General features: G+C 63.4%; 23 protein-coding genes. All 23 read right to left on the bottom strand.

All coding sequences use genetic code 11. The features are described 5' to 3' along the window. Positions 1-6 precede the first annotated feature (6 nt). Positions 7-1017, bottom strand: a complete 1011-nt coding sequence (locus H586_RS0112765) for a carboxypeptidase regulatory-like domain-containing protein (RefSeq protein ID WP_027182241.1) — start codon at positions 1015-1017, stop codon at positions 7-9. Continuing rightward, entirely contained in the window at positions 1014-1322 is a 309-nt protein-coding gene (locus H586_RS0112760; RefSeq protein ID WP_013514567.1) for a hypothetical protein, read from the bottom strand. Before H586_RS0112760 ends, H586_RS0112765 begins: the two co-directional genes overlap by 4 nt. A gap of 10 nt (positions 1323-1332) precedes the next feature. Further along, a complete protein-coding gene (locus tag H586_RS0112755; protein ID WP_013258605.1) occupies positions 1333-1596 on the bottom strand; it encodes a PAAR domain-containing protein in 264 nt (87 codons plus the stop codon). Further along, on the bottom strand, positions 1593-1967 hold the full coding sequence (locus H586_RS0112750; protein WP_011366987.1) for a hypothetical protein: 375 nt from the start codon (positions 1965-1967) through the stop codon (positions 1593-1595). The genes H586_RS0112755 and H586_RS0112750 overlap by 4 nt, the downstream gene beginning before the upstream one ends. A 12-nt stretch (positions 1968-1979) precedes the next feature. Next, complete coding sequence (locus tag H586_RS0112745; protein WP_027182240.1) at positions 1980-3029, bottom strand: phage baseplate assembly protein V; 1050 nt, start codon at positions 3027-3029, stop codon at positions 1980-1982. After that, positions 3022-3441: a DUF1353 domain-containing protein gene (locus tag H586_RS0112740; protein WP_027182239.1), complete on the bottom strand. Its 420-nt coding sequence runs from the start codon at positions 3439-3441 to the stop codon at positions 3022-3024. Before H586_RS0112740 ends, H586_RS0112745 begins: the two co-directional genes overlap by 8 nt. Continuing rightward, the gene (locus H586_RS0112735) at positions 3438-3812 is read right to left on the bottom strand and encodes a YcbK family protein (RefSeq protein WP_027182238.1); all 375 of its coding nucleotides are present in this window, start codon (positions 3810-3812) and stop codon (positions 3438-3440) included. The genes H586_RS0112740 and H586_RS0112735 overlap by 4 nt, the downstream gene beginning before the upstream one ends. Further along, positions 3805-5088: a phage late control D family protein gene (locus H586_RS0112730; protein WP_027182237.1), complete on the bottom strand. Its 1284-nt coding sequence runs from the start codon at positions 5086-5088 to the stop codon at positions 3805-3807. Before H586_RS0112730 ends, H586_RS0112735 begins: the two co-directional genes overlap by 8 nt. A 66-nt stretch (positions 5089-5154) precedes the next feature. Continuing rightward, entirely contained in the window at positions 5155-5445 is a 291-nt protein-coding gene (locus tag H586_RS0112725) for a LysM peptidoglycan-binding domain-containing protein (protein WP_027182236.1), read from the bottom strand. Continuing rightward, positions 5442-5912, bottom strand: a complete 471-nt coding sequence (locus H586_RS0112720; protein WP_011366981.1) for a CIS tube protein — start codon at positions 5910-5912, stop codon at positions 5442-5444. Before H586_RS0112720 ends, H586_RS0112725 begins: the two co-directional genes overlap by 4 nt. Before the next feature lie 3 nt (positions 5913-5915). Next, entirely contained in the window at positions 5916-6227 is a 312-nt protein-coding gene (locus tag H586_RS0112715) for a DUF7768 domain-containing protein (RefSeq protein ID WP_027182235.1), read from the bottom strand. An 8-nt stretch (positions 6228-6235) separates the two neighbouring features. Beyond that, entirely contained in the window at positions 6236-9871 is a 3636-nt protein-coding gene (locus tag H586_RS0112710) for a phage tail tape measure protein (RefSeq protein ID WP_027182234.1), read from the bottom strand. Between the two features lie 143 nt (positions 9872-10014). Then, a complete protein-coding gene (locus H586_RS0112705) occupies positions 10015-10692 on the bottom strand; it encodes a T4 family baseplate hub assembly chaperone (protein ID WP_027182233.1) in 678 nt (225 codons plus the stop codon). A 15-nt stretch (positions 10693-10707) separates the two neighbouring features. After that, positions 10708-11154 carry a phage tail protein gene (locus H586_RS0112700; RefSeq protein ID WP_225940361.1) on the bottom strand — a complete coding sequence of 149 codons (447 nt, stop codon included), beginning with the start codon at positions 11152-11154 and terminating at the stop codon, positions 10708-10710. 30 nt (positions 11155-11184) lie between these two features. Then, a complete protein-coding gene (locus H586_RS0112695) occupies positions 11185-12714 on the bottom strand; it encodes a phage tail sheath C-terminal domain-containing protein (RefSeq protein WP_027182232.1) in 1530 nt (509 codons plus the stop codon). Positions 12715-12716: 2 nt separating this feature from the next. Then, complete coding sequence (locus H586_RS0112690; RefSeq protein WP_020886729.1) at positions 12717-12974, bottom strand: hypothetical protein; 258 nt, start codon at positions 12972-12974, stop codon at positions 12717-12719. A 12-nt stretch (positions 12975-12986) separates the two neighbouring features. After that, positions 12987-13610: a hypothetical protein gene (locus H586_RS0112685; RefSeq protein WP_027182231.1), complete on the bottom strand. Its 624-nt coding sequence runs from the start codon at positions 13608-13610 to the stop codon at positions 12987-12989. A gap of 59 nt (positions 13611-13669) precedes the next feature. Continuing rightward, the gene (locus H586_RS0112680) at positions 13670-14155 is read right to left on the bottom strand and encodes a phage virion morphogenesis protein (protein WP_027182230.1); all 486 of its coding nucleotides are present in this window, start codon (positions 14153-14155) and stop codon (positions 13670-13672) included. Further along, complete coding sequence (locus H586_RS0112675; RefSeq protein ID WP_027182229.1) at positions 14145-14504, bottom strand: hypothetical protein; 360 nt, start codon at positions 14502-14504, stop codon at positions 14145-14147. Before H586_RS0112675 ends, H586_RS0112680 begins: the two co-directional genes overlap by 11 nt. Then, entirely contained in the window at positions 14491-14955 is a 465-nt protein-coding gene (locus H586_RS0112670; protein ID WP_011366971.1) for a hypothetical protein, read from the bottom strand. Before H586_RS0112670 ends, H586_RS0112675 begins: the two co-directional genes overlap by 14 nt. Then, positions 14942-15301 carry a hypothetical protein gene (locus tag H586_RS0112665; protein WP_011366970.1) on the bottom strand — a complete coding sequence of 120 codons (360 nt, stop codon included), beginning with the start codon at positions 15299-15301 and terminating at the stop codon, positions 14942-14944. Before H586_RS0112665 ends, H586_RS0112670 begins: the two co-directional genes overlap by 14 nt. Before the next feature lie 18 nt (positions 15302-15319). Next, positions 15320-16183: an HK97-fold major capsid protein gene (locus tag H586_RS0112660; protein WP_027182228.1), complete on the bottom strand. Its 864-nt coding sequence runs from the start codon at positions 16181-16183 to the stop codon at positions 15320-15322. 18 nt (positions 16184-16201) lie between these two features. After that, positions 16202-16564: a hypothetical protein gene (locus tag H586_RS0112655; protein ID WP_027182227.1), complete on the bottom strand. Its 363-nt coding sequence runs from the start codon at positions 16562-16564 to the stop codon at positions 16202-16204. Between the last annotated feature and the right edge of the window lie 6 nt (positions 16565-16570).

Below are 16570 nucleotides of genomic sequence, written 5' to 3'. Positions count from 1 at the left end.
CCTCCATTACATGCCGACATTGGCGGGTTGGGATTGATAGCTCATGGCGTTGACCGGCGTCACTGTCCCGGTCGCGCCGTCGATTTCGAACACGGTCCAGACCGTGCCGGGGGCGTTGGGAACGTTGAAGGTCTGCTCACGGCCATCGCTCAAGAACACCTTCACCGATGCTCCGGACTGCGCCAGGCCGGTGCTCGGATTGGCGTTGCGGTTGGTGTAGTCGTGGACTGCGTAGCGGTAGACACCGGGGATGAGCCGATGGATGGTGATGGTCTCCGGCCCGTAGGAACTGGTGTCGTCCACGTCCAATTCCGCCGCCTCGTTTTCGATGGTGTGGGAATAGAACACATGGAACCTGCCGCCGGATGGCGTCGGTCCGGTGAGATGGGAATCGAGATCCCGGGGGTTGAGCCCCCACTGCAACACGATGCGGGCGACCTGGCCGTCGAGTTCGGGCGAGAGAACGATCTGGATGTCGCCGGAAGTGTTGGGGTCGGCGTTCACCCAGCCGTGCCAGGCGATGTATCCCGGCGCGGTGACCTCCACGTAATAGAACCCCTCGGGCACGGACAGCTCGAATCCGCCATAGGCGTTGGCGAAGGTCTGGTACGCAGCCGGGCCGGTTTCCGAGCGGCGGAATTCGATCAGCGCGTTGCCGACACCGCTGGTGTTGAGGGCGTTGACCACCGTGCCACTGAGGAAAACCGATGCTCCGCTGGCAAAGTCCGGGTGGTCGGCGAACCAGGACGGATCGCGGACCTCCACCAGTACATGACGGAGGCTGTCCCGGACCGAGGATCGCCAGACCATGAGCACGGCGTTGCCGATGGTCCAGCCGCAGCGAATGACACCGTCCGGCTCGATCTCCGCGACCTCCGGATTGCTGGAGGCAAAGACCGGGGCGTCCACGTCGCCGCGCAGGGAGAGCGGAATCCGTTGCTCGAACTCGCCAGCGGAGAGGCGGATGGAGCGAGGCTGTACCTCCCAGTGGCAAAAGGTTGGCGGGGCATCCGTCATGAAGGGACCTCCACCGGTGCGGAGACGCCGCCGCCATAGACCTCGACCTGGACGTGACGCAGGCTGAGCCGCTCGGGCGAATCCCAGACCAGGATCATGGCCGCCCCGGGAACGAAGCCGCACTCGACATTGCCGTCCTCATCGACACTGGCCACGTCGGGATTGGACGTTTCAAACACCGGCGCTTCGGGTAGACCACGGATCGAGAGCGGAATGCGCTGGACGAATGGGGATCGCGAGACCCGGATCAGTTTCGGGAAAACATCCCAGTAGTGCGGTTCCTGCGGCTGTTCAAGATTGTTCATGGCGTCCCCCTCAGTTGTCGATGGTGTTGGGACTGCCGGTGACGATGATGGCTCCGCAGGCGGTGATGTCGCCGATGCGGGCGTTGGGCAATCCTTCGGTGATGGTGTCGAAGCTGCCGGTCACGATGGGCGTCACGCCATGCCCCGGGATGGGACAGACGTGCAGATCACCCATGCGGGCCACCGGCATGCCGTTGTCCAGCGTCCGGCTCGCCCCGGTGATGATGACGCCGCCGTGACTGCTGATGTCGCCGAGTCGCGCCTGGGAGCTCATGGGTTCACCTTCAGCAACAGATGGATCAGAAAGCCGACGAGTCCGCCGATGGTGCTGCCGATGGTCAACACCAGGCCGACGATCTTCCACATGGTCTCGGTCCCCATCTTGGAGCCGACCCGGGCATGCAGCCGGTCGATCTCCTCGGCGTGCCGGTGCAGATCGGAATAGATCGAGCGGACCAGCACCTCGACGTTTTCCTTGTCCGATTTCTTCTCGATTTCGCGCTCGATCTTCTCGAGGCGGTCCTGGATTTCCCGGCGGTGGTTTTCGAGGATGCTGCGGAATTCCTCCCGCCAATGCTCGAAGGTCCTGGCCAGCAATTCCTCGCTGGCCGAGAGTCCGGAGGGCGTTGTTGTTCTTTCTCCCATGCGATGCTTCCTTCAGGTGTTGATCAAGACGGTGCTCGTCGAGCGAATGATGATGTTTCCAGCCACCCCATCCATGAACACGAGGCTGCCGGACTTGTCGGTGGCGCTGATGCTCTCCTGGCCGGGTGCGGCGTTCATGCGCACCACCTGACCGGCCCTGTCGGTGAGCCGGATCTGTTCGGCGGCGGCGGTGGAATCGACGAGGATTTCCTGGGCGCCGTTGAGTCCCCAGATGTGAACCTTCTCCCGACCCTTGGTGGTATCGATGAGGATCTTCTGCCAGCGGGAGCGGCCCTTGTCGCACGAGAGGATGTGGACCTTCTCCTTGTCCTGCCAGGCTTCGAGGATCACCTGCTGGCGGCAGAGGTCGGTAAGCTGGATGCGGGCGCGGGAGCCGACGATCTGCGAAACGATGTCGAGCTGGTCGCCTTTCTCGGCATCCTTCGTGCCTCGCCGCAGGGCGTTGCCGCTCTGCATTTCCGGCTTCACCTTCCCTTCCATGGTGAGGATCTGTCCGGCGCGGTCGATGATCCGCAGCAGCTCGTCGCCGTCGCGGTCATCGGCCAGGATGGTGTGGCCGGTCTCGGTCTTGAGCAGGACCTTCAGGCGCGGGCAGTAATACGGCGGATGGCCGTGGTACTTCTTGTGTTCGAGATCGTCGTGCCGGTTGGCCTGATGCTCGACCTTGTCCTCGCAGTCATGGCAGAAGGCATTCGCGCAGGTGCGCTTGGATTCCTCGGGCTGTTCGCCGGGATTGCTCCTGGCCAGCCAGACCCCGGTCCAGATCGGATACTGGACGACGCCGCCCTCGAACTCGGCCCAGACCGAGGCCCCTTCCTCGGGGACCAGGAACATGCCGGTGTCGTCGTTGCCGCCGTAGGGGAAACAGGGCGCGGCCCATTCGGACCAGTTCTCCCGGCCGCTGCCGAGCACGGCGGGGATTTCCAGGCGGACCCGGCCGAGGCGTTCGGGGTCGTTGTTGTCGCGCACGAAGGCCCGGTACTTGCCGTACCAGCGGTTGCGGTAGCGCTCCTCGGATTGACGGTCGCGGGTTTCAAGCATGCTCCGCCTCCCGTTTTCGACTGGCGTCCCAGGCCAGCCATCCGCCGAGGCGAACCGCCCAATACATGACCTGGCGTTTCCACAGAGGCACGCCCAGGGCCGCCATCAGTTCGAGAAAGACGCGGTCGGCCGCAAGCCGCGAAACCTTGCCGGTGTGGTAGAGATAGTCGTGAACGACGGCCGCCGGGGAATATCGTCCCCAGGGCGGCACCACGCGCCAGAACAGGCGCGGCACCGAGGCGAAGTCGGTCTCGAACCCGGCGGGCACTTCGATGATGCGGCCAGCGCCGGTGCGGACACGGAACGGCTGGGTCAGCCTCGCGGTCATTCCATTGGGCAGGATCTCCACCCGAAGCGGTCCGGAGAGACCCAGCGCGGTGCCGGAAAACAGGGTCTTGGTTTGGGCGCTCATGACCGCCACCTCGCCTTGCCCGACTGGCGCACATCGAGATGGACCCAGGAGGCATAGACGCCGATGCCCCCCTCGCGGAAGAGAGGGATCTCCTCGGCGATGACCGCCAGTGCGTCAGGCGAAACGCCAGCGGGACAGCTCACGTCGGCCGCCATGCCCAGCGTGTGGAAACTCTGCTCCGCGCCGCCCACCGCCTGGTTGTGCCGGTTGCAGCGGAAGCCGCTGGTGATGGACAGCGGTTTGCCGATGCGGTCGCGCAAGGCCTGCAGGGCGTCGACCAGGTCGGGATGGACCGCAGCCGAATGGCCGCAGCAGTTCTTGCCCTTGCAGACGAATTCCGAACGGTTGAAATTCTTGCTGAGATCACCCATTGCCGCCTCCTTGTGTGACCGCGCCGGAATCCGCGTCGATGGTCACCATGGCTGGCGGCTCGTTTTGCGGCGTGGGCGGGGCCTCCCTGTCGTTGGGTTTGCCCTGGGACTCGGCGGACTTGTCGCCCGCGCCCTTGCCGAGGGCGTTCTTCTTGAGTTTGAGTTCGCAGAGATAGCCAGCGCCGCTGATGCTGTGGCGCACCGAGTGGCAGTAGTAGATGCCGGAAAACTTCCGGCCCACGCCCTTGATCTCGACGTTCTTCTTGGCGCGTAGCTGGGGAATGCCGATGGTTGCCGCATCCGCCTCGACCTGGCGCAGCTCGGCCTCGCGGAACTTGCCTTCGGCGCTGTCCTGGGCGGGCTCCTGGCGCGGCTCTTCGTGAAAGCCTTCGGAGCGGTCGAAGCTGGGCACGATCTGCCCCGTCTCCTGTTCCTTGAAGCTGCCTTCGCCGGTGTTGCCGTCGACCAGATAGGTCTGCTTGCCCAGGGCCGTCCGCTCGGGCGTACTGGCGTTGTTGGCCTTGTGCTCGACCACGTCCTTCTTGCGCGGGTCGACGCCGACCGTCTTGGTCTCGACACCCGCGCCCTTGGCTCCCTGGGATTGGGTGCTGGGGCGGAACGAGCGCAGCAGGCCCTTGGTGTCGGTGAAATATTCGAGGGTCAGAAGCGGCGTCTGGTCGAGCTCGCGGGGATGGAAATGGAGTTCGTCGTCCTGGATGTAGAAGACATAGCCGCTCACGCCGTCGCCATCGCGGTCACGGGCCTTTTCCGCCAGATCCTTGAGGAACTGGGCATCCGAAATGTTGCTCTGGGTGACGCGGAGATGGGTTCCCTTGGTGGCCGTGACCACCGGGGTGAGGCCGTTGGCGGCAGCGACTTGTTCGGCGATTTCCGAATAGAGGATGCCGGGAGCAGGTTTTTGCCAGACCTTCTGGTTTTCCTTGCCCGCGAGTTTGAAGCCCTTGTCGTAGGCCTTGATGCGGATGGTCGGATCACCGTTTTCCGGGAAGTCGTAATCGATGTCCTTGATGACCGCCTTCTTGCGCGGAGAGAGGTTCCCCACGTAGCCGAAGCGGGCCACGATCTCGTTGCCTTCCTGGAACAGCGGATCGTCGACGAACTGCAGGTTGCGGTCGGTCACCGACAGCTCGAGAACATCCAGCTCTTCCTCGTTGTCGGTGAAGACGAACGAGGTGATCTCCTGGGTGATGTCCTTCGAGAGGTCTTGCCCCTCGATCTGAATCAGAAATGTCGGTTTGAAGGTATCCAGATCCATGCGTTTCTCCGGCGGTTCGCAGTTCCCTGCTTACTTACCGGAAGGCATGGCGAGGTGTCGGACGCTTCAGTCGAGAAGGCGCATCTGGACGTGTTCGCGGGAGGGAATGCGCAGCGCCAGACCCGGCTCGAGCGCCAACGGGAAAAAGAGGTCGTTGTAGTCGCAGATGATCCACCAGAGCCGGGCGTCGCCCAGATAGCGGTGCGCCAGCAGATCCAGACGGTCGCCCTCGACCACGGTGTGCAGGCGGTCGTCGTGTCTGGGGGTGGTGTCGATGCGCTGGCGCATGCCGAGGGAGGTGCCGTCGCTGTCCCGGTAAAGAACGCAGCGGGCGTAGCGGGAATTGCGGCCGATCATGAGCGCACCTCCGACCAGTTAATGGAACGGTCCACATATTCCTCGAGGACGATGTCCACCTCGGCCCGTTGCGGCAGCAGGTTGTCCCGGTCGAACAGGCCGAAGAAACGCGCCTTCACCTGCCGGACGATGCAGGTCACGCCCGGGTAGAGATCGCCGAAAATCAGCAGCACACGGTGCGGCGCGTTCTTGAGCATGGTTCCGGCGTGTTCCGGATATTGCAGCGAGCGGAGCCAGTCGACCTTCTGCTTCACCGGCCCCTTGAACAGCTCGACCTTGAAGGCGATCCGGCGCGGTTCTCCGGCGACGTACTGGTAGCGCGGGTGGCTCATGCCGGGGATCTTGATCGTCGCGTAGTCGGTCGACTTCTCGTCGCTGATGGAGTTGGGGTTGTACTGGAATTCGAGCCGCTCCCCCGTGTCGGCGTCCACCAGATATCCCTTGATGGGCTGTTGATCCCAGGCCATTGCTTACACCTCGGCGATCTCGATGATTGGCTTGCCCAGTTGTCCGGCCCGGTCGAGTTCCCGCCGCATGCCGCTGGAAATTCCGTTGCCGGTGAACGCCCACACCTCTTCGCAACATTCCATGTAGGCCAGGCCGCAGGCGATGCCCATCTCCCGCTGCTCGGGAACGCTGTCGTCGGTGAAGGTCGGATACAGCAGGTGCGGCGCGAACGGCGCGTGACCGCTTCTCATGACCTGGCGGCAAAGTGCCTCAGCGACCTTCACGTTTCGGGTTATGTCGCCCGCGAACGGGCTGCAGACAAAGATGCGTTTCATCGGTCCTCTCACAGGGTTTCGTAGTTTCTGATTTTCCGCTCCCGCAGGTCCTTGTAGACGGCCTCGGCCACCTTCCGGCCATCGATGTTGGTGGTCACGCTCAGTTCCACCGGGCGGTCGGCCAGGCCATCGAGGCGCGAGAGTAGCGATTCCAGCAGTTCGCGCAGCCCCGGACCGGCTTCCTCTGCCCGCAGGGGTGTCGCGGGAGCGGTGCGGGCCGGAGCGATCAAGCGTTCGGAAGGCACCGTCTCGGTCAGTCCGGATTGCAGGGGCTTCGCTATCGGAGTCGGCGCGGCCGTCTTGGGCCGCTCGATCCCGGCCGGAGCGGGAGAGGCACTTCCGATTTCCGGTGCCGGTTCCACCGCAAACGGCTGGATATAGCTCTTACTTACCGGCTCGACGGCCGCCGCGACGGTCTGCACGGTGCCGCTCATCGGTTGTGGGGGTGGCGCGGCCGTGGCCATGACTGGCTGGAGCATCAGCATGGCGCTCAGGGCCTTGGGCACCAGGCGTTCGTCCAGACGCGGCACGAGACTGAGCACGCTTTCGATGATGCGTTGCCCAATCGATTCGGCGGGCGGCGCAGCTCCGAGCGGTTGTTTCCGCTCGGCCACCTGCGGGACCGGGGTCTGGACTCCCAGCATGGCGCGAGCGGAGGAGAGCAAACCATTGGCGATCCCGGCGCTGCGATCCTTGATCGCCTGAATGCCCGCGCTCGCGCCACTGGAAAGCCTCTGCCAGAGAGATTGACCCTCGGTACCGGCACTGGCAAAGATTCGGCCCACAGCCCCGGGGACGGCAGACAGCGTGGCAACGATCCGGTCGCGAACAGTGACGGCTCCCGTGGCCAGCGCGTCCCAGGCATTGACCTGGGGCGGCGTGATCGCCAGCTCAGGCGTGCCGCCAAACAGGGATTGTTTGAGACCTTCGAAGATGGCACCGGCCTTGGCCGCGACGGATTGAGCCCCGGAGGTCAGACCGTCCCAGAGTTTTCCGGCCATCCGGAAAGGAGCCGAGGCGGCGTCCATGAGGTTTCCGCCCGCCGTTTTGATCTGCTGCCAGGCTCCCGCAGCGGCCGAGAGAATCCCGCGAGCGGCGAAGCCGAACACTTTCGCGGGCAGCGTCTGGGTAAGGCTCATGCCGTCGGCGAGGGTTTTGAGCAGCGCGGAGCCGGAGGCGGTCAGGCTGGCGAGCGGTCCCTCGCGGGCGTCGGAAAACGGCAGCAGATTGCGCAGCTTGCCCAAGGCGTTCTTGAGCATGGTGAAGGGATAGGTCACCGCCGACCAGATCCCTTCACCCAGGGTGATCAGTAGCTTCTTGCCCGCCTCGAAAAAGGTGGTGTCCCCGGCGAAGAAGGAGCGCACGGTGGCAAACAGATCCCGCAGGGTGCTGATGATCGGCAGATTCAAAATCGCCTGGCCGATCTGCCCGGCGGCGTCGGCCACCAGGCGTCCGATGGAGGTGAAGATGCCGGAAATGAAATTCCAGACACCGACCACCACATCCCGCGCCCATCGGAACGGGGTGGCGAGAAAATCGTAGACAGCGCCGCCGATGGCCTTGAGACCGTCCAGCAGGGAGATGTCGCCGGTCAGCACCTGCCAGACGGAATAGACGATCTTCCCGGCGGCCATGAAGGCCTCGCCGATCATGCGCACGGGTAGCAGGAACTTGTAGATGAACTTGGTTGCTCCGACCAGGGACCCGACGATGACCTTGCCGACCCAGACCACGCTGCGCACTACGACCGCCAGGACACGAACAATGAGAGACAGGTTCCAGGCCACGATCTTGAGTGCGAAAGCCAACCCCTGAAGAAGCACACCGGCGACGGTGCCGATAACCGTGCCGAAGGTACGCCAGGACGACCCATCGGTGGCGCTGGCGGCCACGCCGAAGATCTCCACCACCGAAAAGACCGCGCTGGCCAGCGCCGCATAGGCGCTCATCAGGGTGCGGACGGTCGGTTCGAGGATGGCGCGGATGCGGCCAAAGGCATGGGAAAAAGCGCCCCACAATCCGGCCAAGGCTTCGCGAACGCGATAATAGGCTTTGAAGACGGTGACCACGAAGCCCAGCAGACCGGCGGATTCGAGCTTTTGGGCCAGTTCGGCCGACATCTGTCCGACGCCGCCGCTGAGCGAGCCCACCAGCTCCCTGATCCCCCGGAAGACCAGCGAGACCTTGTTCCAGGCCCCGGTGATGACGTCCTGGATGCCGCCGAAGTTGGTTTCCCAGGCGCGTTTGAGCAGATACACCGAAAGGATCACGCCCGCGATGATCGCGGTGACAGGCAGAAAATAGGTCGCGACCGCCGAACCCACTCCGGCGAGCGCGGCGCTGATGGCCACGAACCCGGCCTTGATGGCGGGCAGCATGAGTCCCACCATGCCCACGGCGGCGGTGACGGCTCCGGCCACGACCAGAATGGTGCCGAGGGCCATGGATAATCCAAGGACCACCCGGGTCACGCCCGGCATCGATTTGGCCATGCGTTGCAGGAATAGAATGACGCGGGAGATGCCGCCCAACACCGGCGTGACCACCGGCAGCAGAGTGCGTCCCAGGATTTCGCTGAGGTTGGCCACCTGCTGGCGCAGGAGCAGGAATCGGGCTCCGATGTCCTGGTTCATGGCGTCGGCCATCTGTTCGGTGACCGCCGTGCCGGTCTTCATGGCCCGGCCCACCGACTGGATATTGCCTTCGAGGCTCTCCATGCCCGCCGACATTTGCAGCAGGAACTTGACCGCCTCGTCGGAACCGAAAGCCTTCTTCAGCTTCACCTGGGCGGCGGCGTTGGAGAGATCGGGGAACTGGCGCTTGATCTCCTGCAGGATGGGAACCACGCCCTTGAGACGGCCGCTGGTATCGGTGAAGGACAGGCCAAGCTCGTCACCGGCCTCGGCCGCCTTCATGATGAACGCCTTGTACAACGTGCCCGCCTCGGAGCCGGGCATGGTGGTCTGGAGCTGGCCGAGCACGGCGAGCTGCTCGTTCAGGGGAATGTTGCTCGCGGCGGCCACCGCGCCGATGTTCTTGATGGCGTCGGCCATCTGGGTGCCGTTGGTCTTGAACGAGGCCACGGTCTGCGCCATGGCTCCGGAAAAGGCGGTCGCCCATTCCATGTCGTTCATGTCGGCCATGATGGGCTTGAATATCCCGTAGGCCGTGGTGAAGGTGCCGACCATCTCCTGGGTGGTGGCCTTGGTCGCCTTGGCCGTCATGGCGGCCATGGAGGTGAAGACGCCCACGGCCTCGTCGCTGAGGTTGGACAGGGCCGATTTCACATCGTAGGTGGCGGTGATGAAGGCGGCCTTGTCGGCACCGGACCATTGGTTGGTGAAGGATTCGGCGGCGTCCTCGATGGCCCGGAGGTCCTGCACGCCGAGGGACGCCAGCTCGCCCAGGGCTTTCTGGGTCGCGGCGGTGGAGGCGACCAGGGCGGCGGGCACCGCCATCAGGGCCAGTCCCGCCCCCAGCATCATGGTGCCTTGCTGGATACGGTCCAGGTTGCGGGTCATCCGCTCGCTGGCATCCGCCACGGTGGAATCGAGGTCCATCATGGAGCCACGGATGCGCTGCGCGTTCTGCGAGAACGCATCCTTCATCGATACCACTATGCCCAGTCCGAGATCGCCGTTCATCTATCGCCGTTCCGTTTGCTCACGTTCAAAATCAAGCTGCCGCTCGAGGGCCTCGACGAACTGACGCCGGACCCTGAGCGGCAGCGAGCGGGTTTCCGACCAGCCCCAGTGCAGTCCGCCGTAAGCGAGAAAGAATGCGTCGCTTACAAGCGAACTCCTGGGAACAAAAAAGACGGTTCCGCCTCCAGACGGGTGCGGATCTTGGTGCCGCAGCCATCGCATTCGGTCTCCACCGAGGTGTCGATTCCCGCGTCGACCCGCGACATCTCCTGCCGCAGGGCGTTGCGGTCGCGCATCGACATTTCCGCCAGGCTCTTCTTGGAGGGAGCCTTGCCGTCGATGTCGAGGATACGGATGAGCATGGCCGAGGTGATGTTGGGCTCGCGCAGGCTGGCCAGGCGTTTTTCCTTGTGGCCGTCGAGATATCCGAAGCGCACGGTTTTCTTGGAGCCGGGCAGCTTGAAGGCGAACTCCCGCTCCTCGCCGTAGGGGGTGACCTTGAGATCCTCGAGATTGACGGTCACGAAATTGGTCATGCGGCAGGCGCTGTTCGGGCAGCTCAGCTCCAGCTCCACCTCGTCGCCGAGGGAAATCTGGCGCAGGCGGACCAAGGCGAACAGCCGGTCACCCGAGAGCAGGTTCATCACCTCGGAAAGATCGGGGTCGGTCTTCTCGCCCAGCCGGACGAAACAGTTGCGGAGCACCTGGTTGATCGCCTCTCCGGAGCGGATCAGGCGCTGGTTGGTGAGCAGTTCTTCCTCGGTCCCGGTCATTTCCCGGAGTTCGAGTTCAGTGCCGCTTGGCAGTTCAAAGCTGTACATGGTCGATCCTCCGGTTTAGGTCCAGTATTGGAAGCAGATGGTGAGCTTCTCGATGGTGTTCTCGGTGTTGCCGCCCTCGAGCTCGTCATATTCAAGCGCCTTCACCCAGGCCCCGTGCAGTGTCCAGCGGCGGGTCTCGTTGCCGGTGCGGTCGTAGCGGACAACATCGATGTCGCGCATGTAGTCAGCCGGAAGACCACCGGTGACGGCGTTCACGTCCACCTGTTTCTTGATCCATTCGCGGGCCGCCTCGTCGGAGCCGTCCTGCAGGTTGCCTTTCTCGAGGGTGATGTCCTCGAACTTGACCCGGCCCGCCACCTTTTGGTCGAACATGGACCCGGCCGGGGCGAAGGCCACTTCCTCGAATTCGGTTTTGGGCTCCTGTCCCTTGTGGAACAGGGCCACGTCGAAGCCGTTTACCTCGATGGCAAACTGCCAGTTCTGGTAAAGGCTTTTGGGCATGTTTCCGCTTCTCATAGCCGTGTTCTCCCGTTAGATGATTTCTTTGAAGTCCGCGCCGGTGCTGGTCAGGATGAAGTTCAGCTCGATGAACTCCGCCGTCTTGGTCGGCTTGACGAACACGCGGGCCACCATTTCGTTGCGGTCGATGACCGCCGGGGTGTTGGTCTCCTCGTCGCACTGGAAGGCGAAGTCGTAGAGGCCACCCTTGTCCTTGATGTCCTGAAGGAAGGGGTTGATCAGGCGGCCGAGGGCACGCCAGGTCTGGGGATGGTTCGGCTCGAACACCACGAAGCGGGAGGATTCCGAGATGGCTTCCTCCATAAACATCATCAGACGGCGGACGTTGATGCGGTCCACGGCCGAGGGCTGGCTTTGCAGCGTCTTCTGGCCCCAGATGTTGATGCCGGTGTCGGGGAACACGGCGATGACGTTGACCCCTTCCGGATAGAGCACATCGCGCTCGCCACGGCTGGTCTTGTAGGCCAGGGAGAGCGTGTTGAAGATGCGGCCACGGTCAATACCGGCGGGCGCGTTCCAGACGTTGGTCTTCTGGTCGCTGCGGGCGATGCAGCCCGCCACCGCGCCGCAGGGCGGCACCAGCTTTTTGCGCGAGTTGACCGGATCGCTGATCTCCAGCCAGGGATAGTAGAGCGCCGCGTAGGAGGAGTTGAATGCCGCGTGGCTGTACATCCCTTGTCCCTTGCGGAAGTCGACCGCTTCGAGCGGCTCCAGGTGCATGGGCGTGTCGGCGATGAACAGCAGATCCTTGCGCCCCTCGGCATAGGCGATTCCAGCGTTGATGACCGGCACTGTGGTGACGCCGGGGACCATCAGCAGGTTCAGGGCGTCGATCTCGTCAAAGCCATAGAGGCCGGTATGCTGCGAGGGATCGCCGATGAAGTCCGCATCGGCCAGATCGGTGAGCCCGTTGTCACCGCCGCTGAGCGTGAACACGCCCAATGCCGGGCGGTCGCCGGGCGTTCCCGTTGCTGTGGACAGATCCTGGATCAGGATGAAATCCGAGCGGTCGTTGATCGCCAGCTCCACGTGGTTCGGCAGCGTCTCGTCCATGCTCAGATCCTTGAACACCTCGACCACATCGCCTTTATGCCGGACCACCAGGTTGAAATGGTTGGTCGGGTCAAGGGAGCCGTCCTCGATGGAGACGGAGAGCCGGTCGCCCCAGACGCCTTCGTTCACGGCCTCGATCCGCAGGGCGTCGGCGGGCGTCGCCTCCCGGTTCTGCAGCACGATGGAAGACTTCAGCGCCGTCAGGGTGTCCCGGTCGGTGGGATCGGTGAGATGGGCGATGCGGGTGACGTAGAGGACCGAGCCGCCGTTGTCGAAAAACGCCCGGGCGGCGTAGGCCAGATAGCTTTCATTGATGTAGGAGCCGAAACGGTTGATGAACTGTTCCCAGCTCGTCACCAGCACGGGCTTGTTGATCGGACCTTTCTCGGCCACCCCGACCATGGCGGCCGACGAGGTCGAGATTTGCTTCACATAGAAACTGAAGTCCGTTTCCCGGGTGTAAATCCCGGGCGATAGATAGGTCGGCATGATTATTTCCTCCGCTTGCTGGTGGTCTTGGCCTCATCGGTTCCGGCGTCCTCGGTCGCCGTGGGCTTTTCCGGCTCCGGTTCCGCGCCGCCGGTCAGGTCGGTGATGCGCACCAGTCCGCGTTTTCCGGCGGTCTTGATCTCGGCGGAGAGGTCCTTGCGGGCGATGCTCTTGCGTTCTCGCGGCCCGAGGTGGAGGGTTCCCTGGCCGGAGAGGTTGAACGTCAGGGGTTGGAACTGCAGGTTTCTGATCTCGATCACGGTTGTTCTCCTTTACGGTTGAATGGTTCGTTGCTCTGTCACGTCGCCGTGACCAACCGGCAGGACAGCCGGTTGGCACGACCGCAGGTCGCCCCGAAGGGGTGGAGCACAGGGATGTGCGACATGAAACTGGAAGGTCCGGTCCCGGATCAGCCGACCGTCGCGCAGGTCGCCGTCGTACACCGGGCAGGATTCGATACGGATGCGTCCGGAGCTTTGCCGGAGGTTGGAGAGGTTCACCCGGGCCAGACCGCCCAGAGGAACCAGTTCAGTGAGGTTCAAACTGCCCTGGTCGGCGATGGCGATCTCCGGGTAAAGCTGGAGGAACCGCGATACCGACTCGTGAAAACCGAGCAGTTCGGCCTCCCGGTCCACGGTCACCACCAGATCGAAATCGAGGTGATAGAGCCTGGGAAACCGGCACTCCTCGAAAGTCAGCTCCGCAACATTCTTCTCGAATAGGCGGCTCTGGCTGCGGCGGAAACGGTCTTCCGTCAGTTTCGGCCCCTGGAGGATGACGCTGGGGGTGCGCTGGACCTCGAACAGGTCATCCGGGAACACCAGCACGGTGTCCGGATGGATGGCCTGCTTGGCCAGGCGGATCAGGGTTTCTGTGACGGTCTGTATCGTGCTCAAGGGACGCCTCCGTTTTCTGCCTGGTTACTTACCGGAAGCGCTGGCGATGTGTCGGAGGCTCAAAGCGCGGAGCGGATCGCCTCACGATAGTTCTGGAGGATCTGCTCGCGGTACTTCTCCATCACCGGATGTAGAAAAGGTCTGGCGGGGATGATGATGGTCGCGCCGTTCGGATGTTTGATGGTGGCTCCGTACTCCATGACGGCACCGATGTTCACCATGTCTTCCCCGTCCTTGTTGACGGTGCCGCGCAGCAGGCCGACGAACGCCTTGTCTGCCATGATTTTTTGGGTGATGGCGTTGACCAGAAAGCCGGTGTCGATGAGCGCCTTGCTTGAGCCTTTGCGCAGGGTGGTGCTCTCGGCGAGTTTCACGAAGGCCTGTCCGCCCGGGGCCTGGGAGCGAATCCCCCGCTGAATCTCGCGCACCAGAAAAAGGGCGTTGCGGATCGTGGCCTGACGCAGGGCCGTGGCCAGGCGCGGCCCCATGCCGGTGGTCAGCTTGGCGCGGGCCTTGTCCCAGTCACCGGTCCGCCTAACGCCCATTGAGCTTCACCAGTTGCAGATTCTTGTGAGTGACAGTGCCGAAGAAGTGTTCTTCTTCCACACTCTGTATGCGATAGGTTTCCCAGTCTGCGGCCAGGCGGTCTTCACCCTGGACGTCGGCATCCGGAAGGACACAGGCGAGCGCGTCGATCTTGCCGCTAAGCTCCTCCGGCGGGGTTTCGTTCAGTTCGAGGGGGATGACGGAGATTTCCGTGTATTCGGCATCGTCGGTGCCGTAGAGCCGCTCGCCGGGAACCACCCGCAGGACGCGTGCGGTCTGGCCCGAGGAGAGGATCAGCCGGGCGACGTCGGCCACGGCTTCAGCGCGTTCCCGGTCATTCAACAACATCGAGGTCTATCCCTTGTTCGTAGATGACCGGAGTGAGTCCGCTCGGGGTCAGGATGTAGGATTCAGGATCAACCTGCGCGGTAGGTAACAGTTCGGCGATGCGTTGCCGGTAGTCCGCGAGCAGATCGGCCTCGAGCTTGGCCCAGTGGCCGGGCTGGCCGGTTTTGTCCACCCGCTTGTCGCCGCTGGAAAAGGAGAAGGCGTTGGCGGTGGCCGAACGCATGACCTGGCAGGCGTGGATCTGCGCCATGATCACCAGAAGCTCGCGGACCTCGCCGGTGGGATCGGGGGTGATCTCTCCGGCCGTGATCGTCAGCGATTGGTCGAGGTCACGGCCGACCCGGAAAACGGCCTTCCGGACGCATCTCTCCAGAGTCTGGTCCTCGAAGAGAGATGCGCCCGGATCGGACAGGTCGAGCCGCAGGTCGGCGATCAGGTCACTCAGCAGCACCTTGCAGGCCCTCCAGACGGCTCTTGAGCGCGTCGATCACCGTGCGGCGTTTCTCGGTTTCCATGTAGCCCTTGAGGGTCTCCGGATTGGCCTCCTCGTTGACCTTGGAAATCGCGTCGGTGGCGGAGAGCTTGCTCAGGTCCACCGGTTCCGCGTCCTGGTCGGGCTCTGGAGGGGCGAGCGGTTCCTGCTTCGGTTTGTCGGCCATGGCCAGGCGGCCGTTCTTGAGCGCCGCCTGGATCTGCTTGGTGAGGCGTTCCACCTCGACCACCTGACCGGGCTTGAGCTTCAACCCGGCGTCGGGGATCACCAGAACGCCGGGACGGATGTTCTTGATTCGATTCATGTCACATCACCTCCCGGATTACGGAACCAGTTTGACCTTGGCCATGATGTCGGGGCGGGTAATGCCCTGACCGATCTCTGACCACACCAGCCAGCCGGTCTTGAACCGGGTCTTCTGGTCGATGGACTCCGTCTTCAGGTTTTCGCGCACCGGCATCTTGCCGACCTCTTCATCCGGGACGATGATGATCTCGTCCAGCGGCATGGAGGCGGTCAGCAGAATGCCGCCGGTGCCGTAGTTCTTGATGACACCCTTCTGGCGCAGCTCGAGCTTGGTCTGGGGATCGAGGTTCCAACCGCGCATGTCGTTGAACCGGCGGCCGCGCATGACGATGTACTTCACCGACAGCTCCAGGTCCTCGATGATCGAGATGGCTTCGTTCAGCGCCTCTTCGGTGAGCAGGTCGCCGGTGACCTCAATGGTGTTGGCCGCCGGGATGGCCGAGGAGAGCACCGAGATGGTGCGGCGGTCCATCTCCTTGCGGATGGCGTCGGCGGCGCTGGTCTGAATGTCCATCAGCGTGCCGATGTTGCCGTTTTTGAGGACGGAAACGTCCACCATCGGGTTGGAGTGGATGCGGTTGGTGGGAAACTCGACCTCGTCCTTGCCCACCTCCTGCTCCTGGGCGTCGCCGTCCTTGCTGATCCAGTGGGCCTTCACGGTCGGTTTCTTCTGGTAGACCGGACGTTCGCCCTTGGGCAGCGTGTGCTTGGTGAGCAGCAGCGAGGAGATCTCCTTGCGCTTGATCTCTTGTTCGATGGGCGCGGCAATGGCGGCGGCAAGCGCTCGCATGCCTTCGGGCGACTCGAGAGCCTCGCTCATGAGCCGCGCCATGGTTTCCATGTATTCCTGGGAATGGATCTTCAACTGATTGGTTTTCATGTGCGTTGGCTCCTTGGGTTATACGAGCAGGCGGAATTTGAGGACGCCGCTCTGTACGGAAATGGCGTGGGCGACGACGTGCTCTCCGGCCGCGACGCCGTTGGTCAGGCGACCGCTCGCCGAAACTTTCAGGTCGTCTCCGGCGACGACGGTCCCTTCGAAGGCGTCGGTCTCGTAGACGCCGCCGTCACAGTAAATGCCGGGCATTTCGCCACCGGCGTAGTCCTTGATCAGGATGCCGAAGGAGCGCTTGGTGGGATCGGTGTTGACGGCGAACAGGTCGTCGCCGACCACGCGGACCACCTGGCCGAGTTGGCCGTCGCCCTGGATGTGGCCGTCGCCATAGGCGAGGCTGCGGTGACACGGATTGATGAATGACATGGTGTT

The organism is Oleidesulfovibrio alaskensis DSM 16109, assembly GCF_000482745.1.
Lineage (GTDB): Bacteria > Desulfobacterota > Desulfovibrionia > Desulfovibrionales > Desulfovibrionaceae > Oleidesulfovibrio > Oleidesulfovibrio alaskensis.
The sequence above is the reverse complement of the archived record's forward strand: the minus strand, read 5'-3'. Positions and strand labels throughout refer to the sequence as shown.

What these genes read in the sequence shown, in the direction of transcription:
- H586_RS0112655 (WP_027182227.1), bottom strand. Translation starts at nt 16,564, where the DNA reads ATGTCATTCATCAATCCGTGTCACCGCAGCCTCGCCTATGGCGACGGC.
- H586_RS0112700 (WP_225940361.1), bottom strand. Translation starts at nt 11,154, where the DNA reads ATGCCCAAAAGCCTTTACCAGAACTGGCAGTTTGCCATCGAGGTAAAC.
- H586_RS0112680 (WP_027182230.1), bottom strand. Translation starts at nt 14,155, where the DNA reads ATGGGCGTTAGGCGGACCGGTGACTGGGACAAGGCCCGCGCCAAGCTG.
- H586_RS0112755 (WP_013258605.1), bottom strand. Translation starts at nt 1,596, where the DNA reads ATGAGCTCCCAGGCGCGACTCGGCGACATCAGCAGTCACGGCGGCGTC.
- H586_RS0112760 (WP_013514567.1), bottom strand. Translation starts at nt 1,322, where the DNA reads ATGAACAATCTTGAACAGCCGCAGGAACCGCACTACTGGGATGTTTTC.
- H586_RS0112710 (WP_027182234.1), bottom strand. Translation starts at nt 9,871, where the DNA reads ATGAACGGCGATCTCGGACTGGGCATAGTGGTATCGATGAAGGATGCG.
- H586_RS0112745 (WP_027182240.1), bottom strand. Translation starts at nt 3,029, where the DNA reads ATGCTTGAAACCCGCGACCGTCAATCCGAGGAGCGCTACCGCAACCGC.
- H586_RS0112750 (WP_011366987.1), bottom strand. Translation starts at nt 1,967, where the DNA reads ATGGGAGAAAGAACAACAACGCCCTCCGGACTCTCGGCCAGCGAGGAA.
- H586_RS0112730 (WP_027182237.1), bottom strand. Translation starts at nt 5,088, where the DNA reads ATGGATCTGGATACCTTCAAACCGACATTTCTGATTCAGATCGAGGGG.
- H586_RS0112735 (WP_027182238.1), bottom strand. Translation starts at nt 3,812, where the DNA reads ATGGGTGATCTCAGCAAGAATTTCAACCGTTCGGAATTCGTCTGCAAG.
- H586_RS0112720 (WP_011366981.1), bottom strand. Translation starts at nt 5,912, where the DNA reads ATGGCCTGGGATCAACAGCCCATCAAGGGATATCTGGTGGACGCCGAC.
- H586_RS0112675 (WP_027182229.1), bottom strand. Translation starts at nt 14,504, where the DNA reads ATGTTGTTGAATGACCGGGAACGCGCTGAAGCCGTGGCCGACGTCGCC.
- H586_RS0112740 (WP_027182239.1), bottom strand. Translation starts at nt 3,441, where the DNA reads ATGAGCGCCCAAACCAAGACCCTGTTTTCCGGCACCGCGCTGGGTCTC.
- H586_RS0112715 (WP_027182235.1), bottom strand. Translation starts at nt 6,227, where the DNA reads ATGAAACGCATCTTTGTCTGCAGCCCGTTCGCGGGCGACATAACCCGA.
- H586_RS0112725 (WP_027182236.1), bottom strand. Translation starts at nt 5,445, where the DNA reads ATGATCGGCCGCAATTCCCGCTACGCCCGCTGCGTTCTTTACCGGGAC.
- H586_RS0112665 (WP_011366970.1), bottom strand. Translation starts at nt 15,301, where the DNA reads ATGAATCGAATCAAGAACATCCGTCCCGGCGTTCTGGTGATCCCCGAC.
- H586_RS0112695 (WP_027182232.1), bottom strand. Translation starts at nt 12,714, where the DNA reads ATGCCGACCTATCTATCGCCCGGGATTTACACCCGGGAAACGGACTTC.
- H586_RS0112660 (WP_027182228.1), bottom strand. Translation starts at nt 16,183, where the DNA reads ATGAAAACCAATCAGTTGAAGATCCATTCCCAGGAATACATGGAAACC.
- H586_RS0112765 (WP_027182241.1), bottom strand. Translation starts at nt 1,017, where the DNA reads ATGACGGATGCCCCGCCAACCTTTTGCCACTGGGAGGTACAGCCTCGC.
- H586_RS0112705 (WP_027182233.1), bottom strand. Translation starts at nt 10,692, where the DNA reads ATGTACAGCTTTGAACTGCCAAGCGGCACTGAACTCGAACTCCGGGAA.